This window comes from Pseudaestuariivita rosea (assembly GCF_017592335.1).
Lineage (GTDB): Bacteria > Pseudomonadota > Alphaproteobacteria > Rhodobacterales > Rhodobacteraceae > Parasulfitobacter > Parasulfitobacter rosea.
This window is the reverse complement of record NZ_JACNMP010000005.1, coordinates 94,126-120,603: the sequence shown is the minus strand read 5'-3', so window position 1 is coordinate 120,603 and position 26,478 is coordinate 94,126. Positions and strand designations below refer to the sequence as shown.

Genomic DNA, 26,478 nt, shown 5'->3' with positions numbered 1-26,478 from the left:
CGGATCGGAGCAACTTTTATGGCAGCCTACGATTACGAAACCCACGAATATGATGTTGTGGTGGTTGGGGCCGGTGGCGCCGGACTGCGGGCGACATTGGGCATGGCCGAACAGGGCCTGCGTACTGCTTGTGTGACCAAGGTTTTCCCGACGCGGTCGCACACCGTCGCGGCACAGGGCGGTATTGCCGCGTCTTTGTCGAACATGGGGCCGGACCACTGGCAGTGGCATATGTATGATACCGTCAAAGGGTCGGACTGGCTGGGTGACACCGACGCAATGGAGTATCTGGCCCGCGAAGCGCCCAAGGCGGTCTATGAACTGGAACACTACGGCGTGCCTTTCAGCCGAACGGAAGAGGGCACGATTTATCAGCGCCCCTTCGGTGGACACACGACCGAATTTGGCGAAGGTCCCCCCGTGCAACGCACCTGTGCTGCCGCCGACCGGACCGGTCACGCGATCTTGCATACGCTTTACGGTCAGTCGCTGAAAAACAACGCCGAATTCTATATCGAATACTTCGCCATTGATCTGATCATGAGTGAGGACGGCCAGTGTCAGGGCGTTCTGGCCTGGAAACTGGATGACGGCACATTGCATCTGTTTGCTGCCAAAATGGTTGTTCTGGCCACTGGTGGCTATGGTCGTGCCTACTTCAGCGCGACGTCGGCGCATACTTGCACCGGTGACGGTGGTGGTATGGTCGCCCGCGCAGGTCTGCCGCTGCAGGATATGGAGTTCGTGCAATTCCACCCCACCGGCATCTATGGTGCAGGCTGTCTGATCACCGAAGGCGCACGCGGCGAAGGCGGATATCTGACCAATTCCGAAGGCGAACGCTTTATGGAACGGTATGCGCCCACCTACAAGGATCTGGCCAGCCGCGATGTCGTCAGCCGCTGCATGACGATGGAAATCCGCGAAGGCCGCGGTGTGGGGGCCGATGGTGATCATATTCACCTGCACCTGAACCACCTGCCACCCGAAACGCTGGCCTTGCGTCTGCCGGGTATTTCAGAAAGCGCGCGTATCTTTGCGGGTGTCGATGTGACCAAGGAACCGATCCCCGTGCTGCCGACCGTGCACTACAATATGGGCGGTATCCCGACGAACTACTGGGGCGAGGTTCTGGCCCCCACCAAGAAAGACCCAGACAACGTCGCGCCCGGTCTGATGGCCGTGGGCGAAGCTGGCTGTGCCTCGGTCCACGGGGCGAACCGTCTGGGGTCGAACTCTCTGATCGACCTTGTGGTCTTTGGCCGTGCGGCTGCGATCCGGGCGGGTCAGGTCGTTGATCCGTCAACCGCCGTGCCCACGCCAAACAAACGGTCGATTGAGGCCGCCCTGTCGCGTTTTGACGGATTGCGCTATGCCGCCGGTCAAGTCACCACGGCCGAGTTGCGGCTTGAGATGCAGAAAACCATGCAGGCCGACGCGGCAGTCTTCCGCACCGATAAGACATTGGCCGAGGGTGTCAAGAAAATGGAAGGCGTCGCAGGCAAGATGGACGATCTGGCCGTCACCGACCGATCGCTGATCTGGAACTCGGACCTGATGGAAACTCTGGAACTGGCGAACCTGATGCCCAACGCCGTGGCGACAATCGTTGCGGCCGAGGCACGCAAGGAAAGCCGCGGCGCCCACGCGCATGAGGATTATCCAGACCGCGATGATGAAAACTGGCGCAAGCATTCGCTGATCTGGTTTAAGGGAAATGAGGCCAGCCTTGGCTTCCGCGGTGTCCACCTGAACCCGCTGACCAGCCATAATGACGGCGGCATCGATCCTAAGAAAATCGCACCAAAAGCAAGGGTTTATTAATGCGTATCAAAGTTTTGTTGGCCCTGATCGCGGGTCTTTTCCTAACGGCCTGTGAACCCGACGGCCTGGCCGACCAGGTGGCCCGACAAGAGGCCAAAGAGGTCGTCAATCGCGTCATAGACCGCCGTTTCCCCGGTGCGAACGTCGAGCCTGTGACCGACTGTATCATCGACAACGCATCCGCCCGCGAAATCCTGCGCATCGCCAGCGCCAGCGTGACCGGTATCGATCAGGAAACGACAAACCTGGTGGTTGAAATCGCCACACGGCCTGAAACGATCACATGCATGGCCGAAGATGCGTTGCCTATTCTGATCGCTAATGCGCGATAACATCTTGAGGTCGAGGAAAGTCAGAACGATATGACAATCGTCGCAAATCTAGCAACATATCCACCCCGACATGAAAATCTGCTGCCAGTTGTGACCAGCATCGCATCTCAGGTTGACCTGTTGAATGTCGTGCTGAACGAATATGACAGCATTCCGGAACAACTGGCGTCCTTTCCGAATGTAAGGGCGGTCATCCCGGACCATGACACCAAAGATGCCGGCAAGTTTTATCCCGAACTGGATGGCGCCACCTATGTACTGCTGATTGACGATGATCTGCTTTATCCCAGTGACTATGTCAGCAAGACAGTTGAACGTTTCGAAGCCCTTGGTGCGGGTGGGTTTGTTGCGGGTTATCATGCCTCGCTCTATCGCAAGCCGAAACTTAGTCTGAGGAAGTGGCTTGACTTTCTTCAGTCAAGAAACATCGCAAATCATCGTAAGGTTTACATATTCTATAATCAGTTGGATGAGCCGGTTGTCGTCGATCAGGTTGCAACAAACGCGGCGATCCTGAAAGCGGCCGACATGCCGCCCTATGAATATATGAAGGACAGCCAGAAATTTGTCGATGTGCGGCTGGCTAAGTGGTGTTTCGAGAAGGGTTTAACGCCCATCGCCCTGCCCAAGGCCGCAAAATGGCTGGGCACGGTCAGATTTGATGAATCGATCTACGAAGACTTTACCAAGCAGAACAAACAACACGTTGCCGATGAAATCTGGACATACGCCTTTAAGGTCAAAAACCGAGGTGAGACGCTTTAGGGCAAGTCCGGCACACACGCTGCTTTGGCCCTTGACCCGTCACTGGTGGCATCATAGACATCATGTCGGCCAGTGTCGTCGTTATCCACTATATCGCTGGTGCAACAAGGATCGATCACGAAACGACACACCGGACAATTCAAATCGTCACACCTATCAACGCGATAATACGCACATGATCGAAGATGCGTTGAAGGCTTTGTCAGAAAAAATTTCACGCAGGTAAATCATGAGATTATTTCGCCGCACTCCGCCCAAGAAAACACCTTTTTCAAGCGGCTCATATTGGAACAAGCGATATATATCGGGGCAAAATTCTGGCGCAGGTTCTTACGGAAAGTTGGCAGAATACAAAGCCCAAGTCATAAATGATTTGGTCAAGGAAAAGTCCATCAACTCGGTGATAGAGTTTGGCTGTGGTGACGGAAATCAGGCGTCACTTTTCGATTTCTCTAATTACACAGGCCTTGATATTTCGCGGAAAGTTGTCAAGCAAAACCGAAAGCGTTTCTCTGATAGAGAAAAATGGCAATTTCATTTGACGAAAACCTTTAAGAACAAAAGACAATATGATCTATCGATGTCTCTGGACGTCATATACCACTTGATCGAAGATGATACTTTTGATGACTATATGCAGAAGCTTTTTGACAGCTCTGGAAAATATGTTTTGATATACGCGTCTGACCATGACGCTACAACAGATAGCATTCATGTCAAACATAGACATTATTCAGGTTGGATCGAGAAAAACCGCAGTAATTTCAATTGCATCCAGACCTGGAAACAACCCTATCCGCTTACAGAAAACAGCGACCCCGATCAAACAACTTTCGCTTTTTTCAGATTGTTTGAAAGCAGTGACCCGTGATCTGCACAAATCCTGCGACCTTCCCGCACTGGCTTGAGTTTGTCGGTTTTGAAAACACCATATACAAAGATTTCACCCGGCAGAAAATCCACATGCTGCGGACGAAACCTCGACCTATGCGTTTAAGGTGCCAAACAGCGGACGACCAGCCAAATAGCAATTCCGCAAATGCGACAAACATGCCGTTTCACCACTGTAAAAGAAATGATATCAAGACACTAACGCTGTCCGTCCACAGCAGATCGGATAACTAGGAAAGTACCATGGTTCAGCTCACATTACCCAAGAACAGCCGGATCAAGACCGGTAAGACATGGCCCAAGCCCGAGGGCGCGACCAATGTACGGAAGTTCAGCATTTATCGCTGGAACCCGGATGACGGGGAAAACCCGCGGGTGGATACTTATTTCGTCGATATGGACACCTGCGGTCCGATGGTTCTGGACGCGCTGATCAAGATCAAGAACGAAATTGACCCCACCCTGACCTTCCGCCGATCGTGCCGCGAAGGTATCTGCGGGTCCTGCGCGATGAATATCGACGGGATCAACACGCTGGCCTGTATCTATGGCATGGATGAGATCAAGGGTGATGTGAAAATCTATCCCCTGCCCCATATGCCCGTGGTCAAGGATCTGATCCCCGATCTGACGCACTTTTACGCCCAGCACGCCAGCATCATGCCGTGGCTGGAAACCAAAACGAACCGCCCCGCCAAGGAATGGAAGCAATCGATTGACGACCGTAAGAAGCTAGACGGTCTTTATGAATGCGTCATGTGCGCCTGTTGTTCGACGTCCTGCCCAAGCTACTGGTGGAACGGCGACCGCTATCTTGGGCCAGCGGCACTGCTGCACGCCTACCGTTGGATTATTGACAGCCGGGATGAGGCGACGGGCGAACGTCTGGACGATCTGGAAGATCCGTTCAAGCTATATCGCTGCCACACCATCATGAACTGTGCCAAGACCTGCCCCAAGGGCCTGAACCCCGCCAAAGCCATCGCCAGCATCAAAAAGATGATGGTGGAACGCACGGTTTAGACTGCACAAAATCTGCAAAACCTGCCTTAATGACCTGCACGACCGACCCGCATAACGGCCGTGCAATTCATTTTGAAGGAGGATTTGCATGCGCTGGTCTGCCGGACTTAGATTTCTGATCGTAGGGCTTTTGGTCCTGCTAATGTTCATCCCGCTGTTTTTCGTTGGTTCGATCATCGACTCGCGCGACGGCTATTCCCGTTCCAGCGTCCAAAGTGTCGGTCGGGAATGGGGTGGCCGGCAGACCATAAGCGGTCCGCAACTGGTCATCCCGGTCGAGGGGCCGGTCACGCGGACCGAACAACGCAATGTCCGCGATCCCCAGACAAACCGCGTCGTCACGCAGGATTTCGAAGTGACCGAGATCGTGCGCAAGGCATCCATCTATGTTTATCCCGACAGATTTGACGTGGCACTGAACACCACCAGCCAGGAACGCAGTCGCGGGATTTTCGTGGTGCCGGTCTATTCGGCCGATCTTGAGACGCAATTTGATTTCGATGTCTCAGATGTCGAAGCGCAGTTGGATGAAAATGAAACCGCGCTTTGGGATCAGACGTATCTAAGGGTTATTATAGACTCAAATCGGGCCTTGCGTGGCGAAGCAGAGGTTACAGCGAACGGCAGGTCGTTTCAGTTTATGCCTTTGGCCAGTCGTGTTTCCAATACCAATGGATTGTCTGGCCCGGTTGTGGACGAAAGACTACTTGCAATTGAAACCTTTGCCAGCAGTAGCAACAGAACCGGCGGTATATACGCCACTATCGGCAACCCACGTGATCTTGGACTATTTGAGATGACTCTCGATTTCAATGGAGCTGAGCGGCTTTTCATTGCCCCTGTCGGCCGCACCAGCAGTATTCAGATGATCAGCGACTGGCCGCATCCCAGCTTTACCGGCGCTTTCCTGCCCGATCAGTCGCAGATCTCAGATGAGGGGTTTCAGGCCACCTGGACCATTCCCCACCTGGCGCGCGCCCTACCCCAGACATCGCGCACGGATTACGACAGCCAAGCGCGGCGCGAAGCCTTTGGTGTGTTGTTCTTTCAGCCCAATGATTTCTATCAGAAAGCCTATCGCGCGGCCCGCTATGGCATCCTTTTCATCGCGCTGACCTTCCTGACGGTGCTGCTGATCGAGGGACGCACGGGTAAACCCACGCACCCTGTGCAATATATTCTGATCGGTCTGGCGCAATCGATTTTTGTGCTGTTGATGGTGTCATTCGCTGAACAGATCGGATTTGGCGCGGCCTATGCGCTGGCCAGCGCGGCGACCATCGGATTGCTGACGATGTTCGGGTTCGTTGCGCTGAAACTGGAGCAGCGCGCATGGGTTCTGGGCGGGATGCTGACGGTGCTTTACGCCGTGCTTTACCTTATCCTGCGCAGTGCGGATTATGCGTTGTTGGCAGGCACGGTCCTGGCCTTCATCGCGCTGGCGGGCACCATGTGGGCCACCCGGAACGAAGACTGGTACGGCCCCGCCAAATCCGAAAAGTCGCGCAGGTGGTTTGGCCGCAAGGACGAAACACCCCCGGCAAGCCCGTCGCCGGGCTAAGCAAACAGCATATGTTTCGCAAAGATGCCCCTGTTAACGCAGGGGCATTTTATTTGCACCTTTTCAAGCTGACCAAACCCCACAATACTCTGCCCAAAAAAGGCGGAGGAGCCGACGTGGAAAAACAATCAGCCGATGTCATCATTATTGGCGGCGGACTTGCGGGCCTTGTCGCGGCCTACGAGGCCACGCAAAGGGGTCGATCGGTGTTGCTTCTGGATCAGGAAGGCGAACAATCCCTTGGCGGGCAGGCATGGTGGTCGCTTGGCGGCTTGTTCATGATCGACACGCCCGAACAGCGCCGTATGGGCATCAGGGACAGCATCGATCTGGCGCGGGTTGACTGGATGGGGTCGGCTCAGTTCGACCGGGCTGAGGATGCCAACCCACGCGCGGTCGCCGACGCTTATCTGGATTTTGCCGCAGGCGAGATGCGCAGTTGGCTACATAGCCTTGGCTTTCGCTGGTTCCCGGTTGTGGGCTGGGCCGAACGGGGCGGGTCGCATGCCGACGGTCACGGCAATTCGGTACCACGCTTCCATATCACCTGGGGGGCTGGCACGGGCGTGGTGAAACCCTTTATGAAGCTGGCCTATACAGCCAGGGACGCGGGGCGCCTGACATTCGGTTTCCGCCACCGCGTTGCGGGCTTGAAGACTGAAAACGGCCGTATCACCGGCGTTCACGGCGATATCCTGGCCGACAGTGACAAAGAACGCGGACAAAGCACCAACCGCGATGTGACGGGCGGCTTTGAGTACGCGGCCGAAAACGTTATCGTCGCCACGGGCGGGATAGGTGGCAATCACGATATGGTCCGCAAATACTGGCCCACCGATCGCCTGGGGGCGGCGCCGATCAAGATGGTGGCGGGCGTGCCCGATTATGTAGACGGCCAGATGCAGCAAGTGGCCGAGGCCGCAGGCGCGGCCGTGATCAACGCCGACCGCATGTGGCATTATACCGAAGGGTTGCAAAACTGGGATCCGATCTGGCCCAACCACGGTATCCGCATTCTGCCCGGGCCCTCGTCGATGTGGTTTGATGCCAACGGCGACCGGATGCCCGCGCCTTGTTTGCCGGGCTTTGATACCCTCTCCACGCTGAAACGCATCATGCAGACGGGCCATGATCACAGCTGGTTCGTGCTGACGCAAAAGATCATCGAAAAGGAATTTGCCCTGTCGGGGTCGGAACAGAACCCCGACCTGGTGTCCGGCAAATGGGGCGAGGTGATCAAGGCGCGTCTGGGCAAGGGGGCGACCGATGCGGTCGAGGCATTCAAGAAGCATGGTGAGGATTTCGTCGTTGCGGATGACCTGGAAACGCTTGTGACGGGCATGAACGAACTGACGCCGCAAGCGCCGCTGTCGCTGGATCATATCCGGGGGCAGATTCAGGCGCGGGATGCTCAGATCGATAACCCGTTTTCCAAGGATGCCCAGATCACGGCCATCCGGGGGGCGCGAAATTATCGCGGCGATAAGCTGATCCGCACGGCGAAACCGCACCGTATTCTTGATCCGAAGAACGGGCCTTTGATCGCCGTTCGGCTCAATATATTGACGCGAAAATCGTTGGGTGGACTACATACGGACATCACGGGCCAGGTGCTGCGCCCCGATGGCACGGCCTTTGAGGGGCTGTTTGCGGCGGGCGAGGTTTCCGGCTTTGGCGGGGGCGGCTACCACGGTTACAACGCGCTGGAAGGCACGTTTCTGGGCGGTTGTATCTTTTCGGGGCGCAAGGCGGGGCAATCGGCGTGACGCCGGATGATGCCGCGGCCCGGCGCGCCGTCAAGCCGGTGATTTGTTATCCGACGCAGACGTTGCCGCAGCCGGACATGGCCCTTTATACGGCGGCGCGGCAGGGGTTAACCACAGTCGATCAGGTCATCGTGCCACCGCGGGACGCTGCCAGTTTTCACGTCCCCGCCGGGCATTTCTTTCGGATCACCAGCATCGAAGGGCCACAAGTCGGCGACCTGAACTTATGGAATTTCAATGACTTATCCGAGCGCTTTTATTCCGGCAAGACCCGCGCGCTGCATGGCACGCATCTGACGACAGGGCATCGGATGTGGTCCTGTCTTCCATATTTGCGGCCGATGGCGACGATCACCCACGATACTTTGGGGTGGTACGGCACGGATGAGCATGGCGGGCGGGTGCATGATGTGATCGGGACGCGGTGTGATCCTTACACGCATAATCTGCTGGCGGGTGGGCAGTATCATCAGTGCTGTCATTCCAATCTGACGCGCGAGCTGGCAGGGGCACGGGGGATGGCGCTGGAGGTGGCCGAGGGGCATGTGCATGATGTTCTGAACGTCTTTATGTGCACGGGATTTACACGCGATACGGGGCAGTATTTCATGAAGGCCAGCCCGGTGCGCCCCGGCGGTCATATTGAATTCTTTGCAGAAATTAATCTTCTGGGTGTGCTGAGCGCATGCCCCGGTGGGGATTGTTCGTCTGAACATTCCAGCGATGCGGCCCCGTGTTATCCGCTTGAGGTGACAGTGCTGAGGCCCGAAGAAAACGCACTGAGCGGATGGTCGGCCCCGCAGATCAACGGCTATGACAGGACCCACGGAGTGTGAGGCGACGCTTTGGACGCAACGTCATAAAAGTTAATGCAGGAATTGAGGGTTTTAGGGGCCAAAATCGCATGTGCAATTTGCACATTTTCGGCGAAACCGGATAATTCAGATGTGCAATTTACACATTTTTCGGGGGATTTACCGCGATTTCATGATTCCCGCGGATTTTGCCTGAAATGACCCTGTGGATAAAATTTATGTCAATGCGTTCGGTCCCGTCAGGCATCCTTAACAAACCGCCCGAATTAACCATTTCCCGAAGCCGTTAACCTATCATAAATCGCACCGCACGGTGCCAAACTTTGCAACTTTGCAAAAATCGAATCGAAAACTTTGCAAGTTTGCAGTGTTAAGATTTGGGTAAGAAAATGGGGGATGTCGGCTATGAGCCCAAATTTACCGATGCTGCGGGTTGTTCAAAAGTCCGCTTTCACCAAGTATGTCGCGTCAAACGAAGCCGCGTATCGTTGATGTCATCAATTTTTAGATGCGCTTCGGAGCGCCATCTGGATCATGCCTCGCCACAGGCGGTCCGGCAGCATCTTGTACATCGCAACATATGGCCCCGGCTTGGCGAGGTAACGCAGACGCTTCTTGCCGTCGGTGGCCATCTTTAAGACGATATCTGCGACCTTCACGGGATCGGGCGCACTGTCCAGCAGGTCGACTGCCATCTTCTTGCCGGCGGCAATCGCGTCTGTGTAAGCCGGATGATCCGTCCAGTCGGCGGAACGGCGGCTGAAATCGGTTTTTATGCCGCCAGGTTCCAGAAGCTTCATTCCGATGCCGAAGGGCGCGAGTTCGAAGCGGGCGGATTCGATAAGCCCCTCCACCGCGTGTTTTGAAGAGATGTAGAGAGGCGCAAGCGGCATCCCGATCAGGCCACCGATGGATGATGTGGTGATGATCAGTCCCGCCTTGCGCGCGCGCATGTCCGGCGCGACAGCCTTGATCGTACGCGCCACGCCAAGCACATTCACGTCGAACTGTCGCAGCATCTGTTCATCCGTTGCGCCTTCAATCGGTCCGTTCAAACCATATCCCGCATTGGCGAAAGCCACGTCGATCTTTCCGAATTTCGAAAGCGTTTCCTTTACTGCCATATCAAGTGAGGACTGGTCAGTCACGTCACAGTCTCGCACTACGCAACGCTCACCCGTCATCCAACTGGCGGCGTCCGCGGGATCGCGCATCGTTGCGGCAACCTGCCAACCTTGGTCATGGAACAGTTTGGCCGTCGCAAGTCCGATGCCTGAGGATGCGCCAGTGATAAAGATTGACTTGAACGTTGACATGGCCGGGTTCCTTTCGGGCATCGCGTGGTTGTTGTCATTTGGTTAATATGGTAAATATAGTTGTCTATATTTGGACAACTAGGATGTCTAAAATGGAAAAGCAAGACTTGAGTAACAAAAATATGCATTTGGTAGAGGACGATGTCCTTGGTTTGGCCCAAGCCGACCTGACGGAACGTGTGGCAGAGGCAATGCGTGCCGTATCGCGTGCCTATGTGGCCTCCGTCGTCTCGGCTCTAGCAGAGCATGGCTTTGTTGGCCTTACACCCGCCACCATTACCCTGCTCGCGCAGTTACCCGAACACGGCGCGCAAACGGTCACCCTTGCGCGAGCTAATCGCCGCACCAAGCAGGCGACTGGAAAGTTGGTCGCGGAACTGGAAGCCAACGGTTACGTCAAAAGAGTGCCAGACCCAGGAGATGGTCGGGCGATGCTTGTCCGGCCCACAAAGAAGGGCGCAAACGCACTGAGGATCGGAGCTGATGCCAAAATTGCATTGGCTGAACGCACCTTATCAGTGCTTGGGCAAGATGAGTTGACGCGTCTATATGCCAATCTGGATCAACTTGAGCGAATGTTCAAAGACGCCGAACGTGGCTAAATGGCACATTCTGCACATGCCCTATGCTGACCTTTCAACTCACAAAGCAGCCGTTGGAGCAGTCGCAGCGAAAGCTCACTTTGTCCCGCAAAGCGTTGTACAAAAATATGATCGTAAGCACTGCAGACCTGAGGGCAGCGCCGGCCCGAGGGCGGCGCGACGGGGGCGGGTCGGGCGCTGCCCGGTGGTGACCACCGGGCGGGATGGGTGGATAGGGCGTTTCGAGAAGGTGGTTTAGTCCCAATTCACCGCTTTCATCGCGGCGTCGGCGATGGGGTCCAGGTTTGTTTTGTCCTGATTATGCAGCCGGTTCCACTCTTTCCAGTTTGTGCTGATCCCGGCGCAGTGCCAGTAGCCCGCTTGGCGGGATTTCAGGAATTGGCCGAAGGGCAGGCCTTCGAGCCGGTGGATATCCCAGCTGAACCGGCGCAGGGGGCCACGGGGGACGATGCAGTATTTGGTGGGGCAGCCTGCGCGGCCCTCAAGCCAATACCTATGGGCGGCGTGGCCTGTGCCGTCGCGGGGATAGCGCCATTCACCCGGAAACTGCACATAGCCCAAGGCGCTTTGCGTTGCGATGTCAAAGATTGAGGTGCCGCCTGACCAGACCAGTTCGTCGATATCGCATTGCAGCACGGCGCGCGCTTGGGACAGGAAGCGAAAGCGGACGGCATTCAGCATGGCGGTCTGCAGGTATTTGTTCTTGCGCTTCATCTTTTTGATGCCGCGGGGGCCATAGGGGAACGGCAGGTCCAGAACGATGACGTCCTGCAGGCCGGTTTCACTCAGGGTCGCGTGGATGTCTTGAACCGAATAGCGGTCCGAGCCGTTGTCCATCAGCACCATCGCCTGAAGCCCGTGGTGGTGGATGTGATAGCGCGCGAAATCGGCCAACCATTGCAGGTCATTGTTCTTTGAAATGGCCACATGCACGTTCAGACCGGCCAGCCTGTCGGGCATCGCGGGATTGACCGCGGACGTGCCGACCCAGTCGCCATAGCGGATCTGGATCTGAGAGGCCGGGCTGCGGCAGGGGATGTCGATCAGATCGTGGCGGCGGTATTTCCTGATGCGGGCGGTGGCGGGCTGGCCATCCAGCAGGACCTCGCCTTTTCTGAAAATCTCTTGCAGGTTCAGCAGCTTGGGGCAGACCAGGCGGACGCGGTTGCCCAGCCCGATTGCGTCGTACCATAGGGTGTCGTGGTCAAACTCGGCCTGATAATTCGGGCCCCAATAGGCCTGGGGCACGTCGGACACACGCGTCAGGCCGCTGCCTGCGGTCGAGCAGCTGGCGAGTTTGGGGTATGGGTCGGCCTTTATCATCGCGCGATGGCCTAGCACGCGGCATCGGCCTGCAAAAGCCCCTGCACAAAATCTGCACAACGCCGCGGCATGGGCTGCACAGCCGCGACTTTATTGATATGACGGGAAAAACAGAAAAAAGACGAGGGCATCGATGACGACGGCGCAGATTCTGGTAGTGGATGATGATCCGCAAATTCGTGATCTGCTGCGGATTGCGCTGGCCAAGGCCGATTATGCGGTGCGGCTGGCAGGCGATGGGGCGGCGGCCCTGCGCGAGATTAGCGCGCAGCCGCCTGATCTGATCGTGCTGGATATCGGTCTGCCGGAAATGGACGGGCTTGAGGTTTGTCGCCGGATAAGGGCCAGTCACGCCACGCCTGTTCTGTTCCTGACGGCCCGCGATGATGAGATTGATCGCGTTCTGGGGTTTGAGATGGGCGCCGATGATTATGTGACCAAGCCTTTTTCCCCGCGTGAGCTGGTGGCGCGGATCAAGGCGATTTTGAAGCGGACGAACGGTGCGCCGGCTGAGCATGGCGCGCAGAGGCGCGGCGCGCTTGAGCTGGACGCGACGCGGCATTTCTGTGCGGTGTCCGGGGTGGCGGTGACGCTGACGGCGACGGAGATGGCGATATTGGCGAAGCTGATGCAGCGGCCGGATCAGATCTCGCCCCGACCGCAGCTGACCGATGCGGTTTATGGGACGAATATTCACGTGTCGGACCGAACACTGGACAGCCATTTGCGGAACTTGCGCCGCAAACTGGCTGACGCCGGCTGTGCTGACGCGATTGAGACGGTGCATGGTGTGGGTGTGCGGATGGGTGAATGCCGCGGGACATAGATGACAAGTGGCGCCCGTCATTGGGGCTGGTTCTGGGGGTGACACTGGCGGCGGTGCTTTTGGTGCCGCTGTTGGGGCTGATCACCCTGCCCTGGCTGACCCGTGACATGGGGCTGCCCGTGACGGCGACGGTGATTGCGGTGCTGACAGTGTTGTTCACATTGGTGCTGGGCTATGTGCTGGCGCGGGTGTTGTTACGGCCGATCACGGCGCTGGCGGACCGGGCGCAGGCGATGGAGGCGGGCGATGCTGGCATTCTGGATCCCCTGCCCCATTACGGCACGCAGGAATTGCGCGAATTGGGCTATGCCGTTGTGAATATGGCGACGACGTTGCAGGATCGTGAGGCCTCGATCAGGACATATACCAACCACGTTACGCATGAGCTGAAGTCACCCCTGACCACATTGCAGGGGGCGGCCGAGTTGTTGCAGGATGATCTGTCGGCCGAGGATCGTGTGCAACTGGCGGCCTCGGTTCAGCAGGCGACGCAGCGGATGGGGGCGCTGTTGGACGCGATGCGTGAACTGGCGGCCGCGCGTGAACCTTTGCCCGACGGCATCACGACATTGGATCAGATCGTGCCCGCCCTGCGCAGCAGTTTTCCAGGGCTTGATATTGTAGCGGCGGGCGAGACGATTGAGTTGCCAATGATGGCCGAGGGGCTGTCGATCGTGCTGACGCATCTGATCCAGAACGCCCGGCAGCATGGTGCAAGTGAGGTTCAGCTGACCGCCCAGACACCGCCGATGCTGAGCATTCAGGACAACGGCAGCGGGATATCCAAGGGCAACCAGGCCCGGATCTTCGACCCGTTTTTCACCACGCGGCGGGACCGGGGCGGCACCGGCATGGGCCTGAGCATCATCGCGACGTTGCTGCAGAACAAGGGCGCGGAAATACGGCATGTTCCGACCGAAACCGGAACGCAGTTCGATATTGTTTTTTAGGGTGTAAACCGAGGTAAACGAAAAACGATTTAGGAGCATAGGGCAGCGACCGGCCCGAGGGTGGGTGCTAAAAGCGCCCGCCCACCGGCCAATCGCCGCGCTTGGGGTCGTGGCACTTTGGCAAAGACTGAGGGTTCGGTGCCTTAGTGCGCCACAGCGGCGTGAAGGGACGTGTCGAGGATATCCAAAGCTTCGGCGAAAAGGTCGTCGGGGATCGTGATTGGTGCCAGGAAGCGGATGACGTTGCCGTGCACGCCGCAGGTCAGCAGGATCAGACCGCGTTTCAGGGCCTCGGATTTGACGCGGGCGGTCATATCGGGATCGGGGGCGCCGTCGGACATGAATTCGACCGCCACCATGAACCCCGGCCCACGCACCTGGGCGATTTGGGGCACATCGGCGCGGATCGCCTCAAGCCGTTGGCGCAGACGTGAGCCAAGGGCATTGGCGCGGTCGCAGAGCTTTTCGTCCTCAATCGCATCCAGAACAGCGTGGGCTGCGGCGATACCAAGGGGGTTGCCCCCATAGGTGCCGCCCAATCCGCCGGGCCCCGGCGCATCCATGATCTCAGCCCGGCCGGTTAGCGCGGCCAGGGGGACGCCGCCCGCCAGACCCTTGGCCATGGTGGTGATATCGGGGGCAACATCATGGGCGTGCATCGCAAAAAGATGCCCCGTCCGGGCAAAGCCTGTCTGAACCTCATCCGCGATCATGACGATGCCGTGGGTGTCACACAGATCGCGGATGCCTTTGACCAGATCGGCGGGCGCGGGATAAAAGCCGCCTTCGCCCTGCACCGGTTCAAAGATGATGGCAGCCACGCGGGACGGATCAAGGTCGGTCTTGAACAGCTGACCGATGGCGTCCATGGCGGTCTGGGTGGAAACGCCGTGCAGGTCGATCGGAAACGGCACGTGATAGACATCGGGCATCATGGTGCCAAACCCGGCCTTGTAGGGGACGACTTTGCCGGTCAGGGACATGGTCATGAACGTCCGGCCGTGGAAGGCGCCGCCAAAGGCGATCACGGCTTGCCTGCCGGTGTGGGCGCGGGCGACCTTGATTGCGTTTTCCACCGCCTCGGCCCCTGTGGTCACGAAGACCGTTTTCTTGGGAAAATCCCCCGGCACGGCATCGTTCAGGCGTTCGGCCAGGCGGACATAGGGTTCATAGGGGATGACCTGGTGGCAGGTGTGGGTGTAGGCATCGACCTGATCGTGCAGCGCCTGGGTCACGCGGGGGTGGCGGTGGCCGGTGTTCACAACGGCGATGCCAGCGGCGAAGTCGATATAGCGGTTGCCCTCGACATCCCAGACCAGCGCGTTTTCAGCGCGTTCGACGTAGATTTGCGTCATCATACCGACACCGCGTGCGATGGCGGTTTCACGGCGTGCAGCGATGCTGCTATTGTTCATTTGCAACTCCTGTAAGCGCCACGCACAGGGCATGGCGGGATTTGACGGCGGGTGTCAGTGGGCAATCATGACGTGGCGCACGGCGGTGTAATCTTCGAGCGCGTACATCGACATATCCTTGCCGTAGCCCGATTGTTTCAGACCGCCGTGGGGCATTTCGTTGACCAGCATGAAGTGGGTGTTCACCCAGGTGCATCCGTACTGCAGCCGCGATGACACGCGCATGGCTGTGCCGATGTCCTTGGTCCAGACAGACGAGGCCAGACCGTATTTGCTGTCATTGGCCCAGGTGATGGCCTGGTCGGTGTCATCGAAGCGCGTGATCGACACCACGGGGCCGAAGACCTCTCGCTGGACAATTTCGTCGTTTTGGCGGGCGCCCGCGACGACGGTGGGCTGGTAATAGAAGCCCGGGCCGTCGTGGATCGCGCCACCGGTTGTGATCTCCATATGCGGCTGTTCGGCGGCGCGGGCGACGAAACTGGCGACACGGTCGCGCTGGCGGCGGGAAATCAGCGGGCCGATTTCGTTTTCGTCATCGTTTTCATTCGCATAGGTGATCGAGGACACGGCCGACGAAAGATCCGCCACCAGCGCGTCGTGAATTTTGGCACCGGCGTAGATGCGGCAGGCGGCGGTGCAGTCCTGACCGGCGTTATAGTATCCAAAGGCCTTCAGCCCCTCGACCACGGCGCCGATATCGGCGTCATCCATGACGATCACGGGGGCCTTGCCGCCCAGTTCCAGATGCGTCCGTTTGACGGTTTTCGATGCGGCCTGCAGGATTTTCTTGCCTGTGGCGATATCACCGGTGATTGACACCATGTCGACGCCGTCGTGACTGATCAGGGCGTTGCCGACGCTTTCGCCCTGCCCCACGATGACGTTGACGACGCCTTCGGGCAGGATTTCGGACAGGGTGCGGGCCAGTTTCAGGGCCGTCAGGGGCGTTTGTTCCGATGGTTTCAGCACGACGGTATTGCCGCCGGCCAGCGCGGGCGCGATTTTCCAGGCCATCATCATCAGCGGGTAGTTCCATGGCGCGATCGAGGCCACGACGCCAATCGGGTCGCGCCGGATCATTGAGGTGTGGCCCTCCATATATTCGCCCGACACGCTGCCCTGCATGTTGCGCACGGCCCCCGCGAAATAGCGGAAACAGTCCACAATGGCCGGGATTTCATCGGTCAGAACGGCCGGATAGGGTTTGCCGCAGTTCAGTGCCTCGAGCCGGGCAAAGCCTTCGGCATCTTTTTCGATGGCGTCGGCGATGGCCAGCAACGCGGTGGACCGGTCGGCGGGGGTTGTTCTGGACCAGCTATTATAAGCCTTGCGCGCAGCCCCCACGGCACGGTCGATCTGGCCGGGGTCAGCTTCGGGCATGGCAAGGATGGCCTCGCCTGTGCGCGGGTTCAGGACCTGTTCTTCGGTATCCGTGCCCGCCTCAAAGGCGCCGCCGATCAGCATCTGGGTATCCATTGGTTCCTCCTTCATTTTCCGCTTCCCGCGACGGTGTCCGTTCCGCGGGTCAGATAATAGGCCGCCAGGATCGGCAGGAACGTGACCAGCACGACGATCATGGCAACGACATTGGTGACAGGGCGCTGGCGCGGACGCACCAGTTCTTCGAGCATCCAGATGGGCAGGGTTTGCTGCTGCCCGGCTGTAAAGGTGGTCACGATGACTTCGTCAAAGGACAGGGCAAAGGCCAGCATCCCGCCCGCCAGCAACGCGGTCGCGACATTGGGCAGGATGACGAAGCGAAAGGTCTGAAAGCCGTTGGCGCCCAGGTCCATCGAGGCCTCGATCAGATTGCCGGATGTTCGGCGGAACCGCGCGACGGCGTTGTTATAGACGACCACGACGCAAAAGGTCGCGTGCCCCAGCACGATGGTCCAGAAACTGAACGGGATATCGGCCAGATTAAAGGCCGAACGCAGGGAAATGCCGGTGATGATGCCGGGTAACGCGATTGGCAGAATGACCAGCAGACTGATGGTTTCGCGGCCGAAGAAACGGGTGCGTGCGACAGCGGCGGCGGCCAGCGTGCCCAGGATCAGCGCGATGACGGTGCTGATCGAGGCCACGCGCACCGACAGCCACAGGGCCTGCCAGACATCGGGGCGGTTCCAGGTGACGCTGAACCATTGCAGCGTGAAACCGGGGGGCGGCCACTGATAGGACCGGTCCTCGGTCGTGAAGGCATAGACGAAGATCAGCAGGATCGGCAGGTGCAGGAACAACAGCCCCGCGATTGCCGCAATCTTTAGGCCAAGGGGGGCACGGTCAGAGCGCATCGAAAGCCCCCTTTCGTTTGGCAAACCACAGGTAAAGACCCATGATCAGGATCGGCACAACGGCAAAGGCCGCGGCCAATGGGATATTTCCGGCGGTGCCCTGATACTGATAGACGGCCTGTCCGATCATCCGGGCCGAGGTACCGACAATCTGGGGCACGATATAGTCGCCCATCGTCAGCGAAAAGGTAAAGATGCTGCCCGCAATGATGCCCGGCAGGGCCAGTGGGATCAGCACGTGGCGCAGGGTCTGGCCCGGCTTGGCGCCCAGATCACCCGATGCCTCCAGCATCGAGGGCGGCACGCGTTCCAGCGCGGCCTGCACGGGCAGGATCATGAAGGGCAGCCAGACATAGAGAAAGACCAGAAACGTGCCCGTCCAGGATACTGATAAAGAATTGCCGCCGACACCCGGCAGCGACAGATAGGCATTCAGCAACCAGGACAGGCCTGCGGATTCGAAGGCCCAGTTCAGGATGCCTTCGCGCGCCAGGATCAGTTTCCAGGCATAGACCTTGACCAGATAGCTGGACCAAAGGGGCAACATGACACCCAGATAAAACAGGGCTTTCATCGGGCCGCGTGCGTAACGGGCGGCGAAATAGGCTATGGGAAAGGCCACGATGGCGGCCGCGACAGTGACGGCGGCCGCCATGGCGACCGTGCGCAGGATGATGTCCAGATTATAGGCGCGGAACAGTTCAGCATAGGTGCTGAGCGTCAATTCATAGCGGATCTGACCGGAAAATTCGTCGATGGAAAAGAAGCTTTGCACCAGAAGGGCAAAGAGCGAGCCCAGATAGACGATCCCCAGCCAGGCCAGCGGCGGCAGGACCAGCAGCGCGACCAACAGACGCGGACGGCGCCACAGCACGTCTGACAGGCGTTCAAACAGCCCGCGCGCCGGTGCAGGCGATGTGGTGTTATCCAGAACGGTCATGCACCTGCCTTCATCAGATGCAGATCGCCGGGCGCCCATTCCAGATGAACGGTATCGCCGACCGCGGGCAGTGCGTCGCCTTTGGGGACAAGCGCGGTCAGGCGGTGACCGTCCATATCAAGGGTCAGCCGCGTGGCTGTTCCCAGGAAAGCCTGACTGACGACCTGTGCGGCGTGCCCCTGCTCGGTCAGGCGGATCGCTTCGGGGCGCAGGGCTGCGTGGACGCGCCCGCCGCCCAGGCGTTCGGTCAGGTCAGGTTGCAGCAGGTTTGAAGACCCCACAAAATCAGCAACAAAGGGCGTTTCGGGGCGATAATAGATGTCATGGGGCGTGCCCGCCTGGACGATACGGCCTTCGTTGAAAACCGCCACGCGGTCGGCCATCGACAGGGCCTCGCCCTGATCATGGGTCACGAAGACGAAGGTGATGCCCAGGTGGCGCTGCAGGTTCTTCAGCTCGTCCTGCATGGCTTCGCGCAGCTTCAGGTCCAGCGCGCCCAGGGGTTCGTCCAACAGCAGCACTTTGGGCTTCATCACAAGCGCACGGGCCAGGGCCACGCGCTGACGCTGGCCGCCCGATAATTGCGAGGGCTTGCGGTCGCCAAATCCGGGCAAGGCGACCAGTTCAAGTGCCTCGTCTGCGGCCTGACGGCGTGCCTTTTTGTTCTGGCCCACGATCATCAGACCATAGGCGACATTGTCACGGACATTCAGGTGCGGAAAAAGCGCATAGTCCTGAAACACGGTGTTCACCGGACGTCTATAGGGTGGGACGTTGCCCATCGACTGCCCAAAGATCGCGATGTCGCCCGAGGTCGGCCGGTCAAACCCCGCGATCAGACGAAGGCATGTCGTTTTGCCTGACCCGGATGGCCCGAGCATGGCAAAGAATTCGCCTTCGGCAATGGACAGGTCGACATCATCTACGGCCCGCACCGCCCCGAAGTGACGGGCGACGCGACTGAATTCTACTGCAGCTTTCATTGATTTATCCGATATGCGGCCCGCCTGATCGGGGCGGGCGCCGCTTTGGAAAGAGTAATTACCGTCCACCGATCACGCCGATATAATCGCTGACCCAGCGGTAATAGGGAACGCATTGTTCCTGGCTTTCGCATCGTGTGACAGGCGTTTGCCAAAAGCGGACGCGTTCGAAATCGTCAAACCCGTTCCTGGTGCAGCCTTCTGCGGTTTGCATACCGCGGCCATCGGTGCAGGCCTCGGGCACGGCCGGGTTGGCACCGAACCAGACGCTAAGATCGCTCATCAGGTTTGAGCTAAGCGTGTGCTCCATCCACATATAGGCGCAGTTGGGATTGTCGGCCTCGGAATGCATCATGGTGGTGTCGGCCCAGCCCGTGACGCCTTCCTGCGGAATGGTCGAGGCCACGGGTGCCTCGGCGGCCTGCAGCAGATTGACCATAAAGGGCCAGGACCCGGAGGCCGCCATGCCTTCATTCTGGAAGTCATCGATCTGGATGAAGGCATCGTGCCAGTAGCGGCTGACCAGCTGGCGTTGCTGACGCAGAAGATCCAGCGCGGCGTTATACTGTTCCTGGTTCAGCTCATAGGGGCTTTCGATGCCCAGTTCAGGCTGATGTGTCATCAGGTAAAGCGCGGCATCGGCGATGTGGATTGGCCCGTCATAGGCCTGAACACGGCCCTGATTGGGTTGGCCGTCGGGCAGGTTCTGGGGTTCGAAAACGACGGACCAGGATGTGGGCGCTTCGGGAAAAACCTCGGTCGAGTACATCAGTACGTTGGGCCCCCACATATAGGGAACCCCATAGTGCGTTCCGTCGACATAATGCCAAGGCGCCTGTTTCAGCCGGTCGTCGATGGTGTTCCACGATGGGATCAGGTCGATGTTTACCGGCTGAACCCGGTTGCCGGCGATCATACGCAGCGACGCGTCGCCCGATGCTGTCACCAGGTCAAAACCGCCTTCGTTCATCAGGGCGACCATTTCGTCCGATGTATTGGCGGTCTGAACCAGAACTTCGCAGCCAGTGGCCTGTTCAAAGCCCGTCACCCAATCGAATTTAGCGTCGGTTTCGCCCCGTTCGATGTAACCGGGCCAGGCCACGATACGCAGTTGGCCTTCGGCTTCGCCGATTTCGGTTATCATGTCCTGGGCGATGGCCGACTGGGCTATTGCCACAGCAAGAATGGATGCGGCCGCACCCCTAAAAGTCTTTTTCATGCGATGTCTCCCTGTTTCGTGCCATCTGACGCGGCGAATCTTCGGAAATGATGGGGCCGCGCCACGAGCCTTTGCAAATTCAATTTTCGGAAGCCTGATATCGGAATTTCCGAACGATCAGATCAAAGGGGATTCCTTGGCGATGTCGACGAAGTCCAACGCAGGTGATGGCAAAGGCGCGCCCTTGCGCCAGACGACGGCGACATTGACGACCGGCAGCGCACCCGACACATCGCGGCTTTCGATCCTGTCACCATCCAGCGACCACGGGCGGTAGACAAGATCAGGCAACAGGGCCAATCCCGCACCGGTTGCAACCATGCTGCGCACCGCTTCAACCGAGCGGGTGCGAAAGGCCACCTGCGGGCGCCGCCCCAGTGCGGACAGCAGGTTGACCGCCGCGGCCTCCATTTCATCGACCTGCAGCATGATCAGGGGTTCTGTCGTCACCTCGTTCAGCGACACGCTTTCCTGCGACAGAAAACGGTGCCCCGATGGCATCCACAGACGGAAGGGGGAAACAGACAGAACCTCGGTATTCAGGGCCGTGCGTTCACGCCGCGCACCGTCGATCATGACAGCAACGTCCAATTCGCCGCCAATCAGCAGATGTTCCAGGTATTCGGTGCTGTCTTCGGTCACCGAGACCTCGACCCCCGGACAGACCCGCTTGAACCGCGCCAGAACGTCGGACAGCACATAACCGGCCATCAGTGAGGTCACGCCCAAATGCAAATGCCCTTCCTGCACCTGCATGTCGCGTTCGAAGCTTTGGCGCGCGACGCTGACTTCGGACAAGATTTTATCGGCGTGGCGCAGGAACTGATTGCCTTGGAAGGTCAGCGCAAGCCCGCGGGGATGACGGTCAAACAGGGTGACGCCCAGGTCGGCCTCAAGTTCTTTTATCGCCTCGGTCACGGCGCTTTGGGAAATGCACAGCTCTTGCGCGGCACGGCTGACACCCCCGCGCCGCGCGGCGGACGCGAAATAGCGAAGTTGGCGCAAAGTGAAGGCCATTCTGAACGATCCCCCTGGACAGGCGTAATCGTTAGAACATCATACAATCGGCGCCGGGCGGCAAGGGGTCAGAGCCTTCGGGCAGAGTCGGCGTATAGCTGAAACTGGCGATCAGTGCGCCGCTGTCGAAGGCGATGAACAGTTCGTTTGATCCGGGGCGGATGGCAATGCCTTCGGGGTCAAGGCCGTAGGGCACCAGGGATTCGGTGGCCAGCAGATTGCCCTGGGCGTCGAATTCATAAAGGCTGTTGGTGCCTTCGAAATCGTCAACGATCAGCAGATGGCCGGTGCGGGGATCGCGGGCGATCCCCTGGGCCTCGCTGAGGGGTGGGTCGAGCGTCATGGTGTCAATCCGGCGCAGAATTTGCCCGTCGGGCGATATCCAGCTGAGGTATTCGGGGTCGTCTTCGACCGTGATCAGGGTGCCGTCGGCGTCGATGGTGATGCCTTCGGTATCGGCCCACCCTGACGATATGCGGAAGGGCGGGCTAAGGGCGTCGCCGTTCTTGGACAGCCTTTGAAACATCCCTGCCCCGTCGGACACGATCAGGTGGTCGTCCTCCAATGAAATGGCCTTGATCCGTGACATATCCGACCGGATGCGCCGCAATTCGGACCCGTCGAGCGTGACCAGAATAGCCTCGGGGCCTTCGTTCGCGATCCAAAGACCGCAGAAGGTCGGATCATAATCCAGACTGGCCGGGCGGTTCAGCGTATAGGTTTCAAGCAATTGAAGGTCCAAAGCCAGCGCCGGTGACGCAAGACCCAGAAAAGCCGCCGCAGCTGTTATCCGCATGTGATCATCCCCGACCGGTTTATATTAAAGATGATCTGCGGGCGGACTTCGTCAACGGGCGGCGTGTTTACCGTTGCGCGGTTTTCCAGTCTGGATGCACCCACGGCTGCATATTCATCGCGGCCAAGGGCGTTTTGCCCAGAATATGATCACTGGCTTTTTCGCCGGTCATGATGCTGGGACCGTTCAGATTGCCGTTTGTGATCCGTGGAAAGATCGAACTGTCGGCAACGCGCAGGCCATCAACGCCGATCACACGGGTTTCGGGATCAACAACGGCCATCGGATCGTCTTTCGCCCCCATTTTGCAGGTGCCGCAGGGGTGATAGGCGCTTTCGACGTGATCGCGGATAAAACCATCCAGGTCTTCATCCATTTGCAGATGCGCGCCGGGCTGAATTTCGTGCCGCACAAAGGGTTTGAAGGCATCTTGCGCAAAGATTTCGCGGGTCAGTCGGATGCAGGTGCGAAAATCACGCCAGTCTTCTGCAGTGCTCATGTAGTTGAACAGGATATCGGGGGGATCGAAGGGGTTTGCGCTGGTCAGCGTAATAGCGCCACGTGACGCGGACCGCATCGGGCCGACATGCGCCTGAAATCCGTGTTGTTTCGCAGCAAGCGCGCCGTCGTAGCGGACGGCAAGCGGCAGAAAGTGATACTGGATGTCGGGGTATTCGACACCGGCGCGGGATCTGATGAAGCCCGTGCTTTCGAATTGGTTCGAGGCGCCAAGCCCCGTCTTTGTAAACAGCCACTGCGCACCGATCAGCGCCTTACTGATATAATTCCAGTATTTATAAAGGGTTACAGGCAGTTGTGAGGCCATTTGGATGTATAGCTCCAGATGGTCTTGCAGGTTTTGACCGACGCCCGGACGATCAGCCACAACTGGAATGCCGTGATCGGTCAGGTGCTGCGCCGGGCCGATCCCCGATAGCATCAGCAGCTTGGGTGAGTTGATGGCCGATGCGGCGATGATCACCTCGCGCCGGGCGTGGATGATCTGACGGGTGGTACCGCGCATGACCTCAACCCCCGTGGCGCGGCCGTTTTCGATGACGATTTTGCAGGCCAGCCCGCGGATCAGGTCGCAGTTATCGCGCTTCAGCGCAGGTCGCAGATAGGCATTGGCCGCCGACCAGCGCCGCCCCTGATGGATGGTCTGTTCCATCGCACCGAAGCCTTCCTGCTTGTGACCGTTGTAGTCATCCGTCAGCTCATATCCGGCCTGCCGCCCCGCTTCGACAAAGGCATGAAACAGGGGGTTCATGCGCGGGCCGCGCTGCACGTGCAGGGGGCCGGTTTTGCCGCGCCAGTCTGGGTCACCGGCAGCGGCGTTTTCCATGCGCTTGAAGTATGGCAGCACGTCGGTGTAGGCCCAGCCGTCGGCCCCGCTGTCGCGCCAATGGTCAAAATCGCGCGCATGTCCGCGCACGTAGACCATGCCGTTGATGCTGGACGATCCACCGATGACCTTGCCACGTGGGGTGGCCAGACGCCGCCCGCCCAGATGGGGTTCGGGTTGCGTTGAAAACCCCCAGTCATAGGTCGCCATATTCATCGGAAAAGACAGCGCGGCGGGCATCTGAATGAAGGGGCCTGCGTCGCTGCCGCCGTATTCGATGACCAGAACAGACGCACCCGCCTCAGACAGGCGATAGGCCATCGCGCATCCGGCACTGCCTGCGCCGACGATGACGAAATCGGCCTGCATCAATAGGGTGCCTCGACATCGCCCATGCGGACATAGACGGATTTCAGCTGGCTGTAGTGATTGATGGCCTCTTTCGAGTTTTCACGACCGACGCCTGACAGTTTCATGCCGCCAAAGGGGGCCTCGACCGGGGCATCGTTGTATGAATTTATAAAACACGTCCCCGCCTGGATCTGGCCGATCACACGGTGCGCGCGCGTCAGATCACGGGTGAAGACACCGGCGGACAAACCGAAATCAGTCGCATTGGCGCGGGCGATCACATCATCTTCGGTCTGAAAATCCAGAACGGCCATGACGGGGCCGAATATTTCATCACGCGCGATTGTCATGTCGTCTGTGACGTCCGCAAAGACGGTGGGTTCGATGTAAAACCCCTTTTGATCCAGACGGTTACCGCCGTGGATCAGTCGCGCGCCCTCGGCCCGACCTTTGGCGATGTAGTCAAGCGTGATCTGCAGTTGGGTTTCGCTGGTCATCGGACCGAAGGTCGTCGCCATATCCTGCGGGTCGCCGATGACGCAGTCGTGCAACCTTTCGGTCAGGCGGGTCAGGAACCTGTCCTTGATGCCGTTTTGGACAAAAACGCGGGTGCCGTTGGAACAGACCTGACCCGAGGAATAGAAGTTCGCCAGAATGGCGCCGCTGACGGCATTTTCCAGGTCGGCATCTTCAAAGATGATCAGGGGGGATTTGCCGCCAAGCTCCATCGTGACGTGCTTTAGGCCCTGCGCGGCGGCGGCGTAGACCTTGCGCCCTGTCGGCACTGATCCTGTCAGCGACACCTTGTCGATGCGGGCATCTGCAATCATCGCAGCCCCGACCGATCCGCCGCCCTGCAGAACATTGAAAAGACCCGCAGGCAGCCCCGCCTGACACAGAATCTCAGCGATTTTCAACGCGCCAAGCGGCGTGACCTCGGACGGTTTAAAGATCATCGCATTGCCGCAGGCCAGTGCTGGCGCGGCCTTCCAACAGGCGATCTGGGTGGGATAATTCCAGGCCCCGATCCCCACACATACCCCAAGCGGTTCACGCCGGGTATAGACCCAATCCTGTCCAAGCTGGATGTGTTCGCCGGTCAGCGAGGCCGCCAGACCGCCGAAGTATTCCAAGGCGTCCGCGCCGCTGGTGGCGTCGGCGACCAGGGTTTCTGACAAGGGTTTTCCGGTGTCATAGGTTTCAAGAACCGACAGATCCTGGTTGCGGTCGCGGATGATGTCAGCGGCCCGTCGCAGGATGCGGCCCCGTTCTGTCCCAGACATCGCCGCCCATTCGACCTGCGCTGTTTGTGCAGAGCTGATGGCCTGTTCGATAATCGCGGGCGTCGCCTGATGCAGTTCGGCAATCACCTGACCCGTGGCAGGATAGATGACGGGCAGCGGATCGCCCTGCGTATCCTCAGTATAAACGCCTGCGATGAAATGGCTGGCCTGGGGTTGCAGCTTTGTCATGATCTGGCCCCTTTGCTGTTGATCAGATCATCGGCGGCGGCCATGATCCGGGCTGTGGCCTCTTTCGCGGGGACCGACGTGTCGTTCAAGGCCTGGCGCAGGTATAATCCGTCAATCAGCGCAGCAAGGGTGTCAGCGACCCTATCGGGGCGGTCGGTCATCGGGCGCAGCGCATGGATCAGGTTTGACCGCAGGCGGCGGCGATAGACGTGCAGCAACCGCTGCGCCGCGGGCAACCGTTGGGCCATGACGTAAAAATTCAACCAGGCCGAAATCATTTCTGGCTGAAAATGTATCTGAGCAAAGCTGGTGTGAACAATCGCCTCAAGCCGTTGTCTTGACCCCGCTGCACCCGCAAGAGATTTACGGATTTCAATGCTGTAGAGCGTCAGGATATGGCGCATGGCGGCGATGAACATATCCTCTTTCCCGCCCAGATAATGATGCGCCAGACCCGATGACACGCCTGCGCGGCGGGCAATCTGGGACACGGTGACATCAAGAGTACCGCTTGCCCCGATTTCCGCTATAGTGGCGTCCAACAAGGCGTTGCGGCGGACGGGTTCCATTCCGACTTTGGGCATTTTATATCCTGTCGCCATCAAATGATTGAGTTTGTTTTTAATTGACTGGTCAATCAACAAAACGC

The 26,478-nt window shown here is 58.7% G+C and carries 24 protein-coding genes; 11 read left to right on the top strand and 13 right to left on the bottom strand.

What is annotated here, in order from left to right; genetic code table 11:
* Window positions 1-18 precede the first annotated feature (18 nt).
* The 8 genes from sdhA (at window position 19) to H7848_RS05705 (ending at window position 8,998) form a co-directional block, all read left to right on the top strand.
* The gene (gene sdhA / locus H7848_RS05740) at window positions 19-1,824 is read left to right on the top strand and encodes a succinate dehydrogenase flavoprotein subunit (protein WP_208348908.1); all 1,806 of its coding nucleotides are present in this window, start codon (window positions 19-21) and stop codon (window positions 1,822-1,824) included.
* Window positions 1,824-2,156, top strand: coding sequence for a succinate dehydrogenase (locus H7848_RS05735; RefSeq protein ID WP_237072598.1), 333 nt, complete (start codon window positions 1,824-1,826; stop codon window positions 2,154-2,156). Before sdhA ends, H7848_RS05735 begins: the two co-directional genes overlap by 1 nt.
* A gap of 30 nt (window positions 2,157-2,186) precedes the next feature.
* Window positions 2,187-2,921 (top strand): glycosyltransferase family protein, encoded by a 735-nt coding sequence (locus tag H7848_RS05730; RefSeq protein WP_208348907.1) that lies wholly within the window; start codon window positions 2,187-2,189, stop codon window positions 2,919-2,921.
* 229 nt (window positions 2,922-3,150) lie between these two features.
* Complete coding sequence (locus H7848_RS05725; RefSeq protein WP_208348905.1) at window positions 3,151-3,792, top strand: class I SAM-dependent methyltransferase; 642 nt, start codon at window positions 3,151-3,153, stop codon at window positions 3,790-3,792.
* Window positions 3,793-4,055: 263 nt separating this feature from the next.
* On the top strand, window positions 4,056-4,835 hold the full coding sequence (locus H7848_RS05720) for a succinate dehydrogenase iron-sulfur subunit (protein ID WP_208348904.1): 780 nt from the start codon (window positions 4,056-4,058) through the stop codon (window positions 4,833-4,835).
* A gap of 88 nt (window positions 4,836-4,923) precedes the next feature.
* Entirely contained in the window at window positions 4,924-6,396 is a 1,473-nt protein-coding gene (gene creD, locus H7848_RS05715; RefSeq protein ID WP_208348903.1) for a cell envelope integrity protein CreD, read from the top strand.
* 116 nt (window positions 6,397-6,512) lie between these two features.
* Window positions 6,513-8,162 (top strand): FAD-binding dehydrogenase, encoded by a 1,650-nt coding sequence (locus tag H7848_RS05710; RefSeq protein WP_336512065.1) that lies wholly within the window; start codon window positions 6,513-6,515, stop codon window positions 8,160-8,162.
* Window positions 8,159-8,998, top strand: coding sequence for an urea carboxylase-associated family protein (locus H7848_RS05705; RefSeq protein ID WP_419555495.1), 840 nt, complete (start codon window positions 8,159-8,161; stop codon window positions 8,996-8,998). Before H7848_RS05710 ends, H7848_RS05705 begins: the two co-directional genes overlap by 4 nt.
* A 476-nt stretch (window positions 8,999-9,474) precedes the next feature.
* Here the strand turns inward: H7848_RS05705 and H7848_RS05700 are convergent, their stop codons facing one another.
* A complete protein-coding gene (locus H7848_RS05700; RefSeq protein WP_208348901.1) occupies window positions 9,475-10,293 on the bottom strand; it encodes an SDR family oxidoreductase in 819 nt (272 codons plus the stop codon).
* 92 nt (window positions 10,294-10,385) lie between these two features.
* Between H7848_RS05700 and H7848_RS05695 the strand changes: the two genes are divergently transcribed.
* Window positions 10,386-10,895: a MarR family winged helix-turn-helix transcriptional regulator gene (locus tag H7848_RS05695; RefSeq protein ID WP_208348900.1), complete on the top strand. Its 510-nt coding sequence runs from the start codon at window positions 10,386-10,388 to the stop codon at window positions 10,893-10,895.
* A gap of 234 nt (window positions 10,896-11,129) precedes the next feature.
* Here H7848_RS05695 and H7848_RS05690 read toward each other — a convergent pair whose 3' ends face one another.
* The gene (locus tag H7848_RS05690; RefSeq protein ID WP_208348898.1) at window positions 11,130-12,218 is read right to left on the bottom strand and encodes a hypothetical protein; all 1,089 of its coding nucleotides are present in this window, start codon (window positions 12,216-12,218) and stop codon (window positions 11,130-11,132) included.
* Window positions 12,219-12,351: 133 nt separating this feature from the next.
* Between H7848_RS05690 and H7848_RS05685 the strand changes: the two genes are divergently transcribed.
* The gene (locus tag H7848_RS05685) at window positions 12,352-13,044 is read left to right on the top strand and encodes a response regulator transcription factor (RefSeq protein WP_208348896.1); all 693 of its coding nucleotides are present in this window, start codon (window positions 12,352-12,354) and stop codon (window positions 13,042-13,044) included.
* Window positions 13,029-13,994, top strand: a complete 966-nt coding sequence (locus H7848_RS05680; RefSeq protein WP_208348893.1) for an ATP-binding protein — start codon at window positions 13,029-13,031, stop codon at window positions 13,992-13,994. Before H7848_RS05685 ends, H7848_RS05680 begins: the two co-directional genes overlap by 16 nt.
* Window positions 13,995-14,137: 143 nt before the next feature.
* On the opposite strand, the gene H7848_RS05675 is transcribed toward H7848_RS05680, so the two are convergent.
* From H7848_RS05675 to betI, 11 genes are all read right to left on the bottom strand, one after another.
* Window positions 14,138-15,409 (bottom strand): 4-aminobutyrate--2-oxoglutarate transaminase, encoded by a 1,272-nt coding sequence (locus H7848_RS05675; RefSeq protein WP_208348892.1) that lies wholly within the window; start codon window positions 15,407-15,409, stop codon window positions 14,138-14,140.
* A 54-nt stretch (window positions 15,410-15,463) separates the two neighbouring features.
* Entirely contained in the window at window positions 15,464-16,888 is a 1,425-nt protein-coding gene (locus H7848_RS05670; protein WP_208348891.1) for a gamma-aminobutyraldehyde dehydrogenase, read from the bottom strand.
* A gap of 11 nt (window positions 16,889-16,899) precedes the next feature.
* Window positions 16,900-17,706: an ABC transporter permease gene (locus H7848_RS05665; protein ID WP_208348890.1), complete on the bottom strand. Its 807-nt coding sequence runs from the start codon at window positions 17,704-17,706 to the stop codon at window positions 16,900-16,902.
* Entirely contained in the window at window positions 17,696-18,646 is a 951-nt protein-coding gene (locus tag H7848_RS05660; RefSeq protein ID WP_208348889.1) for an ABC transporter permease, read from the bottom strand. Before H7848_RS05660 ends, H7848_RS05665 begins: the two co-directional genes overlap by 11 nt.
* Window positions 18,643-19,629, bottom strand: coding sequence for an ABC transporter ATP-binding protein (locus H7848_RS05655; RefSeq protein ID WP_208348888.1), 987 nt, complete (start codon window positions 19,627-19,629; stop codon window positions 18,643-18,645). Before H7848_RS05655 ends, H7848_RS05660 begins: the two co-directional genes overlap by 4 nt.
* Before the next feature lie 58 nt (window positions 19,630-19,687).
* Window positions 19,688-20,848: an ABC transporter substrate-binding protein gene (locus H7848_RS05650; RefSeq protein ID WP_208348886.1), complete on the bottom strand. Its 1,161-nt coding sequence runs from the start codon at window positions 20,846-20,848 to the stop codon at window positions 19,688-19,690.
* A 117-nt stretch (window positions 20,849-20,965) separates the two neighbouring features.
* A complete protein-coding gene (locus tag H7848_RS05645; protein WP_208348883.1) occupies window positions 20,966-21,865 on the bottom strand; it encodes a LysR family transcriptional regulator in 900 nt (299 codons plus the stop codon).
* 31 nt (window positions 21,866-21,896) lie between these two features.
* On the bottom strand, window positions 21,897-22,661 hold the full coding sequence (locus H7848_RS05640) for an SdiA-regulated/phytase-like domain-containing protein (RefSeq protein WP_208348881.1): 765 nt from the start codon (window positions 22,659-22,661) through the stop codon (window positions 21,897-21,899).
* A 67-nt stretch (window positions 22,662-22,728) separates the two neighbouring features.
* A complete protein-coding gene (gene betA, locus H7848_RS05635) occupies window positions 22,729-24,375 on the bottom strand; it encodes a choline dehydrogenase (protein WP_208348878.1) in 1,647 nt (548 codons plus the stop codon).
* On the bottom strand, window positions 24,375-25,829 hold the full coding sequence (gene betB, locus H7848_RS05630; protein ID WP_208348876.1) for a betaine-aldehyde dehydrogenase: 1,455 nt from the start codon (window positions 25,827-25,829) through the stop codon (window positions 24,375-24,377). Before betB ends, betA begins: the two co-directional genes overlap by 1 nt.
* Window positions 25,826-26,413, bottom strand: a complete 588-nt coding sequence (gene betI / locus H7848_RS05625; protein WP_208348873.1) for a choline-binding transcriptional repressor BetI — start codon at window positions 26,411-26,413, stop codon at window positions 25,826-25,828. Before betI ends, betB begins: the two co-directional genes overlap by 4 nt.
* Window positions 26,414-26,478: the final 65 nt, after the last annotated feature.

Excerpts from the sequence above, each read along its gene's own strand:
- sdhA (WP_208348908.1), top strand. The coding sequence starts at position 19 with ATGGCAGCCTACGATTACGAAACCCACGAATATGATGTTGTGGTGGTT.
- H7848_RS05735 (WP_237072598.1), top strand. The coding sequence starts at position 1,824 with ATGCGTATCAAAGTTTTGTTGGCCCTGATCGCGGGTCTTTTCCTAACG.
- H7848_RS05730 (WP_208348907.1), top strand. The coding sequence starts at position 2,187 with ATGACAATCGTCGCAAATCTAGCAACATATCCACCCCGACATGAAAAT.
- H7848_RS05725 (WP_208348905.1), top strand. The coding sequence starts at position 3,151 with ATGAGATTATTTCGCCGCACTCCGCCCAAGAAAACACCTTTTTCAAGC.
- H7848_RS05720 (WP_208348904.1), top strand. The coding sequence starts at position 4,056 with ATGGTTCAGCTCACATTACCCAAGAACAGCCGGATCAAGACCGGTAAG.
- creD (WP_208348903.1), top strand. The coding sequence starts at position 4,924 with ATGCGCTGGTCTGCCGGACTTAGATTTCTGATCGTAGGGCTTTTGGTC.
- H7848_RS05700 (WP_208348901.1), bottom strand. The coding sequence starts at position 10,293 with ATGTCAACGTTCAAGTCAATCTTTATCACTGGCGCATCCTCAGGCATC.
- H7848_RS05695 (WP_208348900.1), top strand. The coding sequence starts at position 10,386 with ATGGAAAAGCAAGACTTGAGTAACAAAAATATGCATTTGGTAGAGGAC.
- H7848_RS05690 (WP_208348898.1), bottom strand. The coding sequence starts at position 12,218 with ATGATAAAGGCCGACCCATACCCCAAACTCGCCAGCTGCTCGACCGCA.
- H7848_RS05685 (WP_208348896.1), top strand. The coding sequence starts at position 12,352 with ATGACGACGGCGCAGATTCTGGTAGTGGATGATGATCCGCAAATTCGT.
- H7848_RS05680 (WP_208348893.1), top strand. The coding sequence starts at position 13,029 with ATGCCGCGGGACATAGATGACAAGTGGCGCCCGTCATTGGGGCTGGTT.
- H7848_RS05675 (WP_208348892.1), bottom strand. The coding sequence starts at position 15,409 with ATGAACAATAGCAGCATCGCTGCACGCCGTGAAACCGCCATCGCACGC.
- H7848_RS05670 (WP_208348891.1), bottom strand. The coding sequence starts at position 16,888 with ATGGATACCCAGATGCTGATCGGCGGCGCCTTTGAGGCGGGCACGGAT.
- H7848_RS05665 (WP_208348890.1), bottom strand. The coding sequence starts at position 17,706 with ATGCGCTCTGACCGTGCCCCCCTTGGCCTAAAGATTGCGGCAATCGCG.
- H7848_RS05660 (WP_208348889.1), bottom strand. The coding sequence starts at position 18,646 with ATGACCGTTCTGGATAACACCACATCGCCTGCACCGGCGCGCGGGCTG.
- H7848_RS05655 (WP_208348888.1), bottom strand. The coding sequence starts at position 19,629 with ATGAAAGCTGCAGTAGAATTCAGTCGCGTCGCCCGTCACTTCGGGGCG.
- H7848_RS05650 (WP_208348886.1), bottom strand. The coding sequence starts at position 20,848 with ATGAAAAAGACTTTTAGGGGTGCGGCCGCATCCATTCTTGCTGTGGCA.
- H7848_RS05645 (WP_208348883.1), bottom strand. The coding sequence starts at position 21,865 with ATGGCCTTCACTTTGCGCCAACTTCGCTATTTCGCGTCCGCCGCGCGG.
- H7848_RS05640 (WP_208348881.1), bottom strand. The coding sequence starts at position 22,661 with ATGCGGATAACAGCTGCGGCGGCTTTTCTGGGTCTTGCGTCACCGGCG.
- betA (WP_208348878.1), bottom strand. The coding sequence starts at position 24,375 with ATGCAGGCCGATTTCGTCATCGTCGGCGCAGGCAGTGCCGGATGCGCG.
- betB (WP_208348876.1), bottom strand. The coding sequence starts at position 25,829 with ATGACAAAGCTGCAACCCCAGGCCAGCCATTTCATCGCAGGCGTTTAT.
- betI (WP_208348873.1), bottom strand. The coding sequence starts at position 26,413 with ATGCCCAAAGTCGGAATGGAACCCGTCCGCCGCAACGCCTTGTTGGAC.